12 protein-coding genes and 1 pseudogene are annotated in these 12,722 nt (G+C 66.7%); 10 read left to right on the top strand and 3 right to left on the bottom strand.

Annotated features, from left to right (window positions below):
* From VSR34_RS34110 to VSR34_RS34145, 8 genes and pseudogenes are all read left to right on the top strand, one after another.
* Positions 1-127 (top strand): annotated as a pseudogene (locus VSR34_RS34110) (acetyl-CoA C-acetyltransferase); the annotation flags it as partial.
* Positions 128-293: 166 nt separating this feature from the next.
* A complete protein-coding gene (locus tag VSR34_RS34115) occupies positions 294-1,034 on the top strand; it encodes a 3-ketoacyl-ACP reductase (protein ID WP_028213057.1) in 741 nt (246 codons plus the stop codon).
* Between the two features lie 151 nt (positions 1,035-1,185).
* Complete coding sequence (gene phaR / locus VSR34_RS34120) at positions 1,186-1,791, top strand: polyhydroxyalkanoate synthesis repressor PhaR (RefSeq protein ID WP_028213058.1); 606 nt, start codon at positions 1,186-1,188, stop codon at positions 1,789-1,791.
* Positions 1,792-2,311: 520 nt separating this feature from the next.
* Entirely contained in the window at positions 2,312-3,649 is a 1,338-nt protein-coding gene (gene rimO / locus VSR34_RS34125) for a 30S ribosomal protein S12 methylthiotransferase RimO (protein WP_042288814.1), read from the top strand.
* 5 nt (positions 3,650-3,654) lie between these two features.
* Positions 3,655-4,590: a sugar kinase gene (locus VSR34_RS34130; protein ID WP_342964735.1), complete on the top strand. Its 936-nt coding sequence runs from the start codon at positions 3,655-3,657 to the stop codon at positions 4,588-4,590.
* Positions 4,591-4,666: 76 nt separating this feature from the next.
* Positions 4,667-5,851 carry a beta-ketothiolase BktB gene (gene bktB / locus VSR34_RS34135; RefSeq protein ID WP_028213061.1) on the top strand — a complete coding sequence of 395 codons (1,185 nt, stop codon included), beginning with the start codon at positions 4,667-4,669 and terminating at the stop codon, positions 5,849-5,851.
* A 45-nt stretch (positions 5,852-5,896) separates the two neighbouring features.
* Positions 5,897-6,517: a hypothetical protein gene (locus tag VSR34_RS34140; RefSeq protein ID WP_342964736.1), complete on the top strand. Its 621-nt coding sequence runs from the start codon at positions 5,897-5,899 to the stop codon at positions 6,515-6,517.
* 101 nt (positions 6,518-6,618) lie between these two features.
* Positions 6,619-7,824 (top strand): cystathionine beta-lyase, encoded by a 1,206-nt coding sequence (locus VSR34_RS34145; RefSeq protein ID WP_028213063.1) that lies wholly within the window; start codon positions 6,619-6,621, stop codon positions 7,822-7,824.
* An 80-nt stretch (positions 7,825-7,904) separates the two neighbouring features.
* Here VSR34_RS34145 and serB read toward each other — a convergent pair whose 3' ends face one another.
* On the bottom strand, positions 7,905-8,744 hold the full coding sequence (gene serB / locus VSR34_RS34150; protein WP_342964737.1) for a phosphoserine phosphatase SerB: 840 nt from the start codon (positions 8,742-8,744) through the stop codon (positions 7,905-7,907).
* A 450-nt stretch (positions 8,745-9,194) separates the two neighbouring features.
* Between serB and ligD the strand changes: the two genes are divergently transcribed.
* Positions 9,195-10,142, top strand: coding sequence for a non-homologous end-joining DNA ligase (gene ligD, locus VSR34_RS34155; RefSeq protein WP_051381446.1), 948 nt, complete (start codon positions 9,195-9,197; stop codon positions 10,140-10,142).
* Between the two features lie 346 nt (positions 10,143-10,488).
* Entirely contained in the window at positions 10,489-11,058 is a 570-nt protein-coding gene (locus tag VSR34_RS34160) for a DUF6013 family protein (protein WP_238327951.1), read from the top strand.
* Positions 11,059-11,109: 51 nt separating this feature from the next.
* Here the strand turns inward: VSR34_RS34160 and fetB are convergent, their stop codons facing one another.
* The gene (gene fetB, locus VSR34_RS34165; RefSeq protein WP_342964738.1) at positions 11,110-11,922 is read right to left on the bottom strand and encodes an iron export ABC transporter permease subunit FetB; all 813 of its coding nucleotides are present in this window, start codon (positions 11,920-11,922) and stop codon (positions 11,110-11,112) included.
* Positions 11,919-12,665, bottom strand: a complete 747-nt coding sequence (locus tag VSR34_RS34170; RefSeq protein ID WP_342964739.1) for an ATP-binding cassette domain-containing protein — start codon at positions 12,663-12,665, stop codon at positions 11,919-11,921. Before VSR34_RS34170 ends, fetB begins: the two co-directional genes overlap by 4 nt.
* Between the last annotated feature and the right edge of the window lie 57 nt (positions 12,666-12,722).

Raw genomic sequence — 12,722 nt, forward strand, 5'->3', positions numbered from 1 at the left:
CGCGTCGGGCTGCCGCATTCTCGTGACGCTGCTGCACGAAATGCAGCGCCGCGACGCGAAGCGCGGTCTGGCCTCGCTGTGCATCGGCGGCGGCATGGGCGTGGCGCTCGCGCTCGAGCGCGCTTGAAGTGACTGCCGGGGCGGCCGCTTGCGGTCCGTCCCGGCGCTGCGGCGCACGCCAAAGAAACCGGCGGATGTGACCGGTAACGAGCGGTGCGGACAGAGGCAGCGGGAAGGAGCGAGGCCGGGGGCGCCGAATGGCGTAGCCGGAAAACGATAACGGAGTGTGGTTTATGTCAGAGCGTATTGCGTACGTAACGGGCGGGATGGGCGGCATTGGGACGGGCATCTGCCAGCGCCTCGCCAAGCAGGGTTTCACGGTTGTCGCCGGCTGCGGCCCCAATTCGCCGCGCCGCACGAAGTGGCTGGAAGACCAGAAGGCACTCGGCTTCGACTTCGTGGCCTCGGAAGGCAACGTGGGCGACTGGGATTCGACGCGTCAGGCGTTCGACAAGGTGAAGGCCGACGTCGGTGAAATCGACGTCCTGGTCAACAATGCGGGCATTACGCGCGACGTGGTGTTCCGCAAGATGACGCGCGAAGACTGGACGGCCGTGATCGACACCAATCTCACGAGCCTCTTCAACGTCACGAAGCAGGTGATCGACGGCATGGTCGAGCGCGGCTGGGGGCGCATCATCAATATCTCGTCGGTGAACGGCCAGAAGGGCCAGTTCGGGCAGACCAACTATTCCACGGCCAAGGCGGGTATTCACGGCTTCACGATGGCGCTGGCCCAGGAAGTGGCGACCAAGGGGGTGACGGTCAACACCGTCTCGCCGGGCTATATCGGCACGGACATGGTGAAGTCGATCCGTCCCGACGTACTGGAAAAGATCGTCGCGACGATTCCCGTGCGCCGCCTCGGTGCGCCCGAGGAAATCGCGTCGATCGTGGCGTGGCTCGCATCCGACGAGTCAGGCTTTGCAACCGGTGCTGACTTCTCGCTGAATGGCGGGTTGCACATGGGCTGATTCCGGCGCGGCGCGTCTGCAAGGGGGCGTGCAACGCAGGGATCGAGGACGGCAGCGGGCCGGTTTGCTAACCGAAACAGGCCACGCTTGACGGGCAGACCAGCGCGCGACGGCAACGGCCGCCGCGCGTTGGCGCTAACAAGGGCGACACATGACGACTACAAAGAAGACCGCCGAACGTCTCATCAAGAAATATCCGAATCGTCGGCTGTACGACACGGAGACGAGCACATACATCACGTTGACGGACGTGAAGCAACTCGTGCTGGATCAGGAGGAATTCAAGGTCATCGACGCGAAGAGCAACGAGGATCTGACGCGCAGCATCCTGCTGCAGATCATCCTGGAGGAAGAGAGCGGCGGCCTGCCGATGTTCTCGTCGTCGATGCTTTCGCAGATCATCCGCTTCTACGGTCATGCGATGCAGGGCATGATGGGCACCTACCTGGAAAAGAATATCCAGGCGTTCATCGACATCCAGAACAAGCTCGCCGATCAGTCGAAGAGCCTTTACGAAGGCAACGCGATGAATCCCGAGGTCTGGTCGCAGTTCATGAACATGCAGGCGCCCATGATGCAGGGCATGATGACGAGCTACATCGAACAGTCGAAGAACATGTTCGTGCAGATGCAGGAGCAGATGCAGAACCAGGCGAAGAACATGTTCAGCAGCTTTCCGTTCAAGCCGGTGACACCCGGTGGCGCGACGGCGCCGGCGCAGGGCGCGCCCGAGGGCGGCGAAGAAGAGAAGAAGTAAGGAGCGCGCGGCTGGCAGCGCGCCGCGCCATCGATCCCGGATCGCGCGTGCCTGCTGTCGACGGAAGGCCACGTCTCCTGGCGCCGTCGTAGCGGGCCTTTTCGGTCGCGGAATGTCGCGTAAGGCCTCGGGGAGCGCGGCCGCCGCTTGCAGCAGCGTTTGCGCGGCGCCGGCCGGCTGGCGCTTGGCCTGTCCCAGTCCTGCCGCGTGCGTGCAAAGACGCCTTGGCGCTGCTGCGAAGTCGCTTTTCGAGAAATCTTCGCTCGCGCACGCCCGCGCCGCAGCCTGGGCTTGCTTTGCCCTGGCGGCAAGGGGAGATCCGGACCGATAACCCATCCGACCCTGACGGCTTCGGACGCGGGCTTTCCATTGTGCGCAGCATGATGCGCCAAACGGGTAAAATGGCGGATTGGCTTGAACTCGCGCCGCGCTTCCTTCGCCCTGCGCGCCCTATCCGGACGTACACGTGAAAAACCCTGCTGAATCAACGACCTCCCGAAATTCTGCTCCGCGCGTCGGGATGGTTTCCCTTGGCTGCCCGAAGGCGCTTGTCGACTCCGAGCAGATCATCACCCAGCTGCGCGCCGAGGGTTATGAAATCTCCGGTTCGTACGACGGTGCGGATCTCGTGGTCGTCAACACCTGCGGCTTCATCGACGAGGCCGTGCAGGAAAGTCTCGACGCCATCGGCGAGGCGCTCTCCGAGAACGGCAAGGTGATCGTGACCGGCTGCCTCGGCAAGAAGGCGAGCGCGAGCGGCTCGAACCTGATCGAGGAAGTGCACCCGAAGGTGCTCGCCGTGACCGGCCCGCATGCCGTCGGCGAAGTGATGCAGGCGGTCCATAGCCATCTGCCCAAACCGCACGATCCCTTCGTCGATCTCGTGCCCGCCGCGGGCATCAAGCTCACGCCGCGCCACTACGCATACCTGAAGATATCCGAAGGCTGCAACCACCGCTGCACGTTTTGCATCATTCCGTCGATGCGCGGCGATCTCGTGTCGCGTCCGGTTGCCGAGGTCATGCTCGAAGCGGAAAACCTCTTCAAGTCCGGCGTGAAGGAACTGCTCGTGATCTCGCAGGACACGAGCGCCTACGGCGTCGACGTGAAGTACCGCACCGGTTTCTGGAACGGCAAGCCGATCAAGACCCGCATGACGGATCTCGTCGCCGCGCTGGGCGAGTTGGCCGCGCAATACGGGGCCTGGGTGCGGCTGCACTACGTCTACCCTTATCCGAGCGTCGACGAAGTCATTCCGATGATGGCTGAAGGCCCGTTCAAAGGCCACGTGCTGCCGTATCTCGACGTGCCTTTCCAGCACGCGCATCCGGAAGTGCTCAAGCGCATGAAGCGCCCCGCGAATGCGGAGAAGGTCATGGAGCGCGTGAAGGCGTGGCGCGAGATTTGCCCCGATCTGACGATCCGCAGCACGTTCATCGCGGGCTTTCCGGGCGAGACCGAAGAGCAGTTCGAAACCCTGCTCGACTTCATCCGCGAGGCGGAACTCGACCGCGTGGGCTGCTTCGCCTATTCGCCGGTCGAAGGCGCAACGGCGAACGAGCTCGACGGCGCGCTGCCCGACGAGGTGCGCGAGGAGCGCCGCGCGCGCTTCATGGAAGTGGCGGAGCAGGTGTCGGCGAAGCGCATTCAGCGCAAGGTCGGCAAGACACTCAAGGTGCTGATCGACGAAGTCAACGCCGATGGCGGCATTGGCCGCACCGCGGCAGACGCACCCGAAATCGACGGCGTGGTCTACGTCGCGCCCGCAACCAAAGCGTCGAAGCGCTACAAGGTCGGCGACTTCGTTTCGGTGAAGATCACCGGCGCGGATGGCCACGACCTTTGGGGCGAGGTCTGACTGGCATGGCGGGCGCGTCTGCGCAAGTCCTCGCCTACGGCGAGGCCATGATCGAGTTCAACCAGGCGTCGAAAGACCGCCCGGAGTATCTGCAAGGCTTTGGCGGCGACACGTCGAACTTCGCCATTGCGGCGGCGCGCCAGGGGGCGCGGACAGGCTTCGTCTCCGCTGTCGGCGACGATCACTTCGGACGCCTGCTCATCGATCTGTGGACGCGCGAGGGCGTCGACACGTCGACGGTGCGCGTCGACGCCGCCGCACCCACGGGCGTCTACTTCGTCTCGCATGGTCCGAACGGCCACGCCTTCGAGTATTTGCGCAAGGGCTCGGCCGCCAGCCGCTACGCGCCGCGAGATCTGCCGCTCGACGTCATTGCGGCTGCCCGCGTGCTGCATCTTTCCGGCATCAGCGTGGCGATCAGTGACAGCGCGTGCGACGCCGCGCTCTGCGCCATCGAGCATGCGCGCGCGAACGGCGTGCGCGTGAGCTTCGACACCAACCTGCGCCTGAAACTCTGGCCGCTCGCGCGAGCGCGCGCGGTGATGAACGAGGTGCTGCGCATGACCGACGTCTGCCTGCCAAGCTGGGACGACGTAGCGGTGCTCACGGGCCTCGACGACCGCGACGCGATCGTCGACCTCCTGCTCGCGCGCGGCGCACGCGTGGTCGCACTCAAGCTCGGCAAGGACGGCGCCTACGTCGCCACGCCCGAAGAGCGGCGCCTCGTGCCCGGTTGCGCGGTCGCCGCCGTGGACGCGACAGGCGCGGGCGACTGCTTTGGCGGCGCGTTTGTCGCGCGGCTGGCAGCCGGCGACGATCCCTTCGTCGCCGCGTGCTATGCGAATGCGGCGGCGGCGCTTTCGACCCTGGGCTATGGCGCCGTGGCGCCGATCCCGCGTCGCGAGGACGTCGAGCGACTGCTGGCCAGTCAATCGCGCTAGCCGGGCACACGCATCGATCGGGCGAAGCGCGCGAGACCTATCAATTCACCTGGACAGGAAGACGAGGAGACAGATGATGGAACGCGAAGTAGTGGTGGCAAGCGGTGTGCGCACGGCGATCGGCGACTTCGGCGGCAGCCTGAAGGACTTCTCGCCGACTGATCTCGGCGCGCGCGTGGTGCGCGAAGTGCTCTCGCGCGCGAACGTGGAAGGCGAGGCGGTGGGTCACGTGGTGTTCGGCAACGTCGTGCACACCGAACCCAAGGACATGTACCTTGCGCGCGTGGCTGCGATCAACGGCGGCGTCGCGCAGCACGCGCCCGCGCTGACCGTGAACCGGCTGTGCGGCTCGGGCCTCCAGGCGATCGTCTCGGCCGCGCAAACGATTCTGCTCGGCGACGCCGACATCGCAATCGGCGGGGGCGCGGAAAACATGAGCCGCGCGCCGTACTCGATGCCGGCCGCCCGGTTTGGCCAGCGCATGGGCGACGCGCAACTCGTCGACATGATGATCGGCGCGCTGCACGACCCGTTCCAGGCGATCCACATGGGCGTGACGGCGGAGAACGTCGCGAAGAAGTTCGGCATCACGCGCGAGGCGCAGGACGCGCTCGCGCTCGAATCGCACCGCCGCGCCGAGCGCGCACTCGCCGAAGGCCGGTTCAAGGATCAGATCCTGCCGATTTCGAGCAAGTCGAAGAAGGGCGAGGTGATCTTCGACGCGGACGAGCACGTGCGCCACGGCGCCACGCTCGAAGATTTCAGCAAGCTCAAGCCCGTTTTCGCGAAGGAAAACGGCACCGTGACGGCGGGCAATGCCTCGGGCATCAACGACGCCGCCGCCGCGGTGCTGCTGATGAGCGCCGACGCCGCTCGCGCGCGCGGCGTGAAACCGCTCGCACGCCTCGTTTCGTACGCGCATGCGGGCGTCGATCCGGCCTACATGGGCATCGGCCCGGTGCCGGCTACGCAGAAGGCGCTCGAGCGCGCCGGCCTGAAAGTCGGCGATCTCGACGTGATCGAGGCCAATGAAGCGTTCGCGGCGCAGGCCTGTGCGGTTTCGCAGGAGCTCGGGCTCGATCCCGCCAAGGTGAATCCGAACGGATCGGGCATCTCGCTTGGCCACCCCATTGGCGCGACGGGCGCACTCATCACCGTGAAGGCGCTTTATGAACTGCACCGCATTGGCGGACGCTATGCGCTCGTGACGATGTGCATCGGCGGCGGCCAGGGCATTGCGGCCATTTTCGAGCGTATCTGAAGGTCGGCTCGCCCGATTCGCCGTGCAAGTAAAGGAAGGACTCAGATGAAAGTTGTGACCCAGCGGCCGCTGCGTGCGGCCGTCCGGTGCGGCGCTGGCCGGCACGCGTGTGGCTGGATCGTGGCCGCTGCGGCGGTGGCCATGGCGCTGGCCGTGCCGCTTGCTGCTCGCGCGCAGGACGCAAGCGCGACGCAGCAGGTGAAATCGACGCTCAGGCCGAGCCCCGAGTTCGCAAAATTGCCGCAATACGTGGGCACGCTGGGCAAGCGCCAGATCGTCATGCGAATCGGCGCCAGGGCTGGCGATGACGACCCGACCGGGGTGCACGGCGAGTACCAGTACACGGATACGGGAGAGGTTAGCCTGATCGCCGGCGACCGCGACGGCGCCACACTGGAAGCCGAGGACTCGAACGACGGCACGCATATCGCTGGCAACTGGGTCGGCACGTTCGCCGAGGACGGGTCGCTCTCGGGCGAGCGCATGGATCCCGACGATTCGGACCCCGTGCCGTTCGACCTGAAACCGCTTGCGCCGGGCGCAGCGGCTCCGGCCGTTTCGACTCGCGTAACCGGCGCAACCCGCGCGGCCACGACAGCACCGGCATCCGCATCGACCGGCGCGCATGCCGTGAACGGCGTGGGCAATCTCGTCACCGGGCAATAAGCGCCACCGCGGGTGTTAATCTTCGGTATGCGACGTTGCGCGCGCGAGCTGCCAGCCTGCGCGCCGCAAGGTCGCCGCGCCTCAACCGTCTCCTCTCCGACATGAAAAAATCCGACTCCAGCCGCGCGTTGCAGACGCGCATCGTCCACCCGCAAGACGATCTCACGCCCGGTTTCGAATCGTTTGCCGCGCCCGTCACGCGGGCGTCGACCGTGGTGTTCCCCGACCTCGCTTCGGTGCGCGCGCTCGACTGGCGCAACGATGCGCAATGGCGCTACGGCCTGCACGCCACGCCTACCTCGGCGATGCTCCAGAAGCGCATCGCCGAGATCGAAGGCGGCGAGCATGCGCTGTTGCAGCCGTCGGGTCTCTCGGCGATCTCGAACGTCTACTTCGGACTGCTCAAGTCCGGCGACGATGTATTGATTCCCGATAACGTCTATTCGCCCAATCGCGATCACGGCGACTGGCTCGCCCGCGACTTCGGCCTCACGGCGCGCTACTACGATCCGATGATCGGCGCGGGTATCGCCGATCTGATCCAGCCGAACACGAGGCTGATCTGGCTCGAAGCGCCCGGCTCGGTCACGATGGAAGTGCCCGACGTGCGCGCGATCACGGCGGCGGCGCGCGCGCGCAACGTCATCACGGCCATCGACAATACGTGGTCGGCGGGTCTCGCGTTCAAGCCGTTCGAGCATGGCATCGACATTTCGGTGCAGGCGCTCACCAAGTATCAGTCGGGTGGCAGCGACGTGCTGATGGGCGCGACCATCACCACCGACCGCGATCTGTACCTGAAGCTCAAGGCCGCGCGCATGCGGCTTGGCATTGGCGTATCGGTCGACGACTGCTCGCTCGTGCTGCGCGCGCTGCCGAGCATGAAGGCGCGTTTCGAGGCCCACGACCGCACGGCGCTTGCGCTTGCTGGCTGGCTCAAGACGCGTCCGGAAATCGCGGCAATGCTGCATCCCGCGTTCGAAGACTGCCCGGGTCACGCATTCTACAAACGCGATTTCACGGGCGCGGGCGGTCTCTTTTCCGTGGTGTTCGACGAACGCTACAGCGCCACGCAAATCGATACGTTCTGCGAGTCGCTCGAACTCTTCGCGCTGGGCTGGAGCTGGGGCGGGGCGCATAGTCTCGCCATGCCATACGATGTCGGTTCGATGCGCACGGCTGCGAGCTGGCCACATCGCGGCACTTTGGTGCGCTTCTACATCGGTCTCGAAGAGGAAGCGGATTTGCGCGCGGATATCGAGCAGGCGCTCGCGAAGCTCGCGGAAAAAGCAAGTACCCCTGAATAAGCCGCTCGAGGCAGCAACGGCCGCTCGCGTCTACAGCGACACGAGCGGCCGTTGTGTTTGCGGCCGCACCGAAGACAGAATCAGAAAAGACGCAGCAGTCCGTCGAGCCCGACGAAATTGAACGCGACGCTCGCCGCCTCGCGCACCACCGGCTTAGCCCGGAATGCGACCGACAAGCCCGCCGAGCCCATCATCTTCAGGTCGTTGGATCCGTCGCCGATCGCGATCGCGCGGCGCGGCTCGATGCCGATCTGCGCGCAGGTTTCGGCGAGGGTGCGCGCCTTCACGTCTGCGTTGACGATCTCGCCAATGACCCGGCCCGTGAGCTTGCCGTCGACGATTTCGAGCGTATTCGCGCGCGTGTAGTCGAGCCCGAGCCTCGCTTTGAGGCGCTCGGTGAAGAACGTGAAGCCGCCCGAGACGAGCAGCGTCTTCAGACCCGCGGCTTTCGCGCCCGCGAGCATCTGTTCCGCGCCCGGCGAGAGCTGCAGGCGCTCTTCATACACGCGCTCCAGCGCGCCTGCGTCGAGCCCCTCGAGGAGGGCTACGCGGCGCGTGAGGCTTTCGTTGAAGTCCTTGATCTCGCCGCGCATCGACGCTTCGGTAATCGCCGCGACTTCGGCCTTCAGGCCGCAGAAGTCCGCGATTTCGTCGATGCATTCGATCGTGATGAGCGTCGAGTCCATATCCATCGCCACGAGGCCGAAATCGGCGAGCGCGCGGCCGGCTTCGACAAACGCGTAGTCGAGCTGGTGCGTGCCGCAGTAGACCTCGAGGTCGGCGCGCTGGGCCGGCTCGGCGTTCTCGATCTGAACCGCGTGGGCGTCGATCGGCGTGAGGCTGCTGCCACGGGCGAGGCCGAGGAGCGGCTTGTGATGGACGGTATCGAGCGGGGCGGGACTCTGGATGACGAGGTTCATGGCTGGGCTGGCAAGGCCCCTGCGCGGCGACGTCGGGGCAATGGATAAAAAGGGTTGTCGCACGCGAAGGGGCTACGGCGCGGGCGGCAAAGCTAAACATTGTAACTTCCCGCGGCCTGCCGCGGGCCCCATGCCCGATGCACAGCGTGTCCAGACTCACGTGATATTTCCCTGTTTCTCTGGGGGGCGCCCGCTCAAACCTTGCAGCGACGAAAGCGCCCATTCGATGCACAATGAAAGCTCGTGCGGCGATCGACGGGGCTGGCCGCCACGCGCTGTCAACCGAACGTGTCGCGACTCGCGTCGCGCGATGCGTCATGCGCCAGGTGCGCCAGGGGAACCGGTATGCAGGACGCTCCGAAAGCCCTAACGAAGACATCCGCCCGAACGCCGCGCGGCGAGCGGGCCCCGAAATCGGACGCCGCCGCGCCGGCAACGACTGCCGCGTCCATGCACCGCTCGCCTCGCGCCGCGCGGCGCCGACGCGACGACTCAGCCGAATGCGAGATCGACGGCATACGCATCACGAGTGCAAGGCGCATCGTCGATGCGGACAGCGGCACCCACAAGCTCGAACTCGTGCGCTACTACGAGCGCGCCGCTCGCTGGATCCTGCCGCATCTGCACGAGCGCCCCGTGTCGCTGGTGCGCGCGCCTCGGGGACTTGCCGGCGAGATGTTTTTCCAGCGCCACAAAGGCCGTGCGCCGCTGCCCGAAGTCACCGAACACGAAGGGCTCGACCCGGGCCATCCGCCGCTGGTCACGATCGATACGGCGAGAGCGCTGGTGAGCGCCGCCCAGATGGACGTCATCGAGCTGCACACCTGGAACGCCCGCATCACCGACATCGAGCGGCCCGACCGCGTAGTGTTCGACCTTGACCCCGATTCCGCGCTCGGCTGGGACCGCATGATCGAGGCGGCATTGCGCACGCGCGCGTTGCTCGCGGAACTCGGGCTCGAATCGTTCTGCAAGACGAGCGGCGGCAAGGGCCTGCACATCGTCGTGCCGCTCACGCCCGAGGCGGGCTGGGACGACGTCAAGGCGTTCGCGCGCGCGGCCGCGCAGCATCTGGCCGCAGTGTGGCCCACGCAGCTCACGGCCACGATGGGCCCGGAGCACCGCAGGAAGAAGATCTTCGTGGACTACCTGCGCAATGCGCGCGGCGCGAGCACGGCGCTCGCATACGGCGTACGTGCCCGGCCAGGGTTGGGCGTGTCCGTGCCGATCGGCTGGGACGAACTCGAACGGACGACGGGCGGCGCGCAATGGACGCTCGCGACGATGAATGCGCGCTTTGCCGATATCGAGCACGCCGATCCCTGGGCGGGCTACGGCCACGTGCGACAACGGGTGACCGCTGAGATGACGCTCGGTCTCGAAACGGGCGGGAAGTAGCGGGGGATGCGCGCCATGGCGCGCTTCGCGCGGAGGCGCCACGGAACTGCGTGGCAGGTATCCCTCGCAGAACGCGGCCACGCAACGGGAGCAGGACAGTCGAAGCCCGGCGCGTGCGCTTGCGCCATTGGGCGGCGAGCAAATCGCTGCCGAAGACAAGCGGGATAAAACCTGGTCCGTTCGATGCATGCGCTCGGCGCAAGGCATCGCGCGGCGCGCTAGACTAGGTAACAGATCATCCGCCGCACGAGAGCGGAGCGCCGTACCGGCCATCGCGGCTTGCCGCGGTCGTTGCGTACGCCGCGATTCGCTCGCGGGCCCGGCCGTTCCCGCCAGGAGGTGACGCATGCCTTGCCGCAGCTCCCGCCATACTCACCGCCACCGCGCGGTGCTCTTGCAGTTCGTCCTTGCCGTTTCCGGTGTGATCGCGCTGCCTGCGCTTGCGGCGACGCCGATCACGGTCACCTCGAAAGCCGCAACCGACGGACCGATCCGCTACACCGTGCGGGTCGCGTCCAAACAGTTCGGTAACGCCCAGGAAACGCGCACGCTACGCTCCGGCGACACGGACGATTTCACCTGGCGGACCACGCCGCCGGGCGGGGCGGTCGCGACTCCGCAAGGCTGTCCGGACTACGCCACGCTGCCGCTCGACGCAAACGGCGCAATGGTGCGGCAAACCCAGCTGCGGCTCGCCCCGATCGTGGCGAGCAACGGTATCGCCACCGTGCAGGTGAGCTTCCGGGCCCAGGCGCCGCACGGCACGCAGTCGGTGTCGAGCAACGGCGCGCAGCTGACGTGCCCCGCCGTCGTGGCGCATAGCGAGGTCGCCCACCTCACGATGCCGACCAACGGCACGGCGAAGACGCTCACGCTCAGCGACGGCACGCAGATCACGATCTCGGCGCAGCGCTAGGAACCGCATGCCGTATGTGCAACCGGTGGCACGCAGCGCCGCCGCAATTGCTCATCCGCGTGACTTGCGCTCGGCCAGTCGCGCAACGAGGAAGCGATGCTCCGGCGAGAACAGCCGCCGGTACGCGAGCAGCACCGCGCCCACCGTGCCAAGCGCCGACGAAGCCGCGATCAGGAACATGATCACGATCTGGTAGCGCACCGCCTGAAGCGGCGATTGCCCCGCCAGCACCTGGCCCGTCATCATGCCGGGGAGGCTCACCACGCCGACCACGGCCATCTGGTTGAGCGTCGGGATCATGCCGGCGCGCACCGCCTCCCGGGCGCTCGCCTGAGCGGCTTCCCAGCGTGTCGCCCCCAGCGCCAGCGCGCTTTCGACGCGATCGCGCCGCGCTGTCAGCTCCTGCATCATGCGCTCCACGCCGAGCGACACGCCCGTCAACGTGTTGCCGAGAATCATGCCGAGGATCGGAATCGCGTATTGTGGCTCGTACCACGGCCGGATCCGGATCACCACGAACAGCCCGACCGCCGCCACGAGCCACGCGCTCACCCAGATCGAAACGATGCTGTCCGCGCGCTGTCCCCCGTACGTGCGCGCGCCGCGCTGCGCGCCCGCGAAGCCGGCGATCAACGTCATCAGCGCCATGAGCGGTAGCACGACGTACCAGCGGTTGAACGCGAACACCCAGCCGAGCACATAGCCGATCGCGAGCAGTTGAACGACGGTGCGCACAGCCGCCCACGCCAGCTTGCGCTCCAGATCGAGCTTGAGCAGCACGGAGACCGCCCCGTTGACGAACACGAGCAGCGCCGCAATGGCGACGTCGCCGATGCCGAGGTTTTGCAGTACGCCGGGGCTCATTGTGCAGCGCCCTCGATGAATGGCGCGCGGGCGGCGGGCTCTTCGAGCACGCCGGCGCGCATCGTCAGATGCCGGGCGCCCACGCGCGACGCCTGCCCCGGATCGTGCGATACCCAGACAGTGGCCCGCGCGGTGCGCGCCTGTTCGAACCAGCCGGTGACGAGGGCCTCGACGGCGCGTGCCGACTCGGGGTCGAGCGAGGCGGTCGGTTCGTCGAGCAGGAGCGCCTCGGGATCGAGCTGCAGCACGCGCACGAGGGCGACGATTTGCGCTTCGCCGCCTGATAGCTCGGCGGTGTTGCGCGCGAGGAAATCGCTGGCGCGGCCGGCGGCGTCGAAGAGCGCGCTGGCGCGCGCGGCGTCGAATCGCTCGTTGCGGTAGGCCGCGAGCGTGTACGGGTAGAGCAGGTTGTCCTCGACGCTGCCATCGAGCAGTGCGGGCCGCTGCCGCAGATACGCGATATGGCGCCGATAGTGGACAATGCGTGCGCGCGTGACAGGCTCGCCATGCCAGCGCACCTCACCGCCGTCGATCGGGTCGAGCAGCGCCAGCGCTCGCAGGAACACGCTCTTGCCCGAGCCCGACGGCCCGGTCAGCACGGCACGCTCGCCTGCGCGCAGCGCGAAATCGGTGGCATGTAGCAGCCACTGGCCGCGTTGCGCGTCGCGCCGGGCAATGCGGTGTGCTTCGACGAGCGCCGCGCCTTTGGCGCCGGGTGGGGAAAGTTGACTGTGCTTGAGCATCGAAAGATTGCGGGGAAGATCGCATGCCCGCCACGAAAGGCAGTCAGGCGCCGGCAA

This window comes from Paraburkholderia sp. JHI2823 (genome assembly GCF_038900695.1).
GTDB classification, from domain to species: domain Bacteria; phylum Pseudomonadota; class Gammaproteobacteria; order Burkholderiales; family Burkholderiaceae; genus Paraburkholderia; species Paraburkholderia mimosarum.

Bases quoted from the DNA above. Each gene is read 5' to 3' on its own strand.
- ligD (WP_051381446.1), top strand. From the start codon at position 9,195: ATGCACCGCTCGCCTCGCGCCGCGCGGCGCCGACGCGACGACTCAGCC.
- bktB (WP_028213061.1), top strand. From the start codon at position 4,667: ATGGAACGCGAAGTAGTGGTGGCAAGCGGTGTGCGCACGGCGATCGGC.
- VSR34_RS34170 (WP_342964739.1), bottom strand. From the start codon at position 12,665: ATGCTCAAGCACAGTCAACTTTCCCCACCCGGCGCCAAAGGCGCGGCG.
- rimO (WP_042288814.1), top strand. From the start codon at position 2,312: ATGGTTTCCCTTGGCTGCCCGAAGGCGCTTGTCGACTCCGAGCAGATC.
- VSR34_RS34130 (WP_342964735.1), top strand. From the start codon at position 3,655: ATGGCGGGCGCGTCTGCGCAAGTCCTCGCCTACGGCGAGGCCATGATC.
- VSR34_RS34140 (WP_342964736.1), top strand. From the start codon at position 5,897: ATGAAAGTTGTGACCCAGCGGCCGCTGCGTGCGGCCGTCCGGTGCGGC.
- VSR34_RS34115 (WP_028213057.1), top strand. From the start codon at position 294: ATGTCAGAGCGTATTGCGTACGTAACGGGCGGGATGGGCGGCATTGGG.
- VSR34_RS34160 (WP_238327951.1), top strand. From the start codon at position 10,489: ATGCCTTGCCGCAGCTCCCGCCATACTCACCGCCACCGCGCGGTGCTC.
- fetB (WP_342964738.1), bottom strand. From the start codon at position 11,922: ATGAGCCCCGGCGTACTGCAAAACCTCGGCATCGGCGACGTCGCCATT.
- VSR34_RS34145 (WP_028213063.1), top strand. From the start codon at position 6,619: ATGAAAAAATCCGACTCCAGCCGCGCGTTGCAGACGCGCATCGTCCAC.
- phaR (WP_028213058.1), top strand. From the start codon at position 1,186: ATGACGACTACAAAGAAGACCGCCGAACGTCTCATCAAGAAATATCCG.
- serB (WP_342964737.1), bottom strand. From the start codon at position 8,744: ATGAACCTCGTCATCCAGAGTCCCGCCCCGCTCGATACCGTCCATCAC.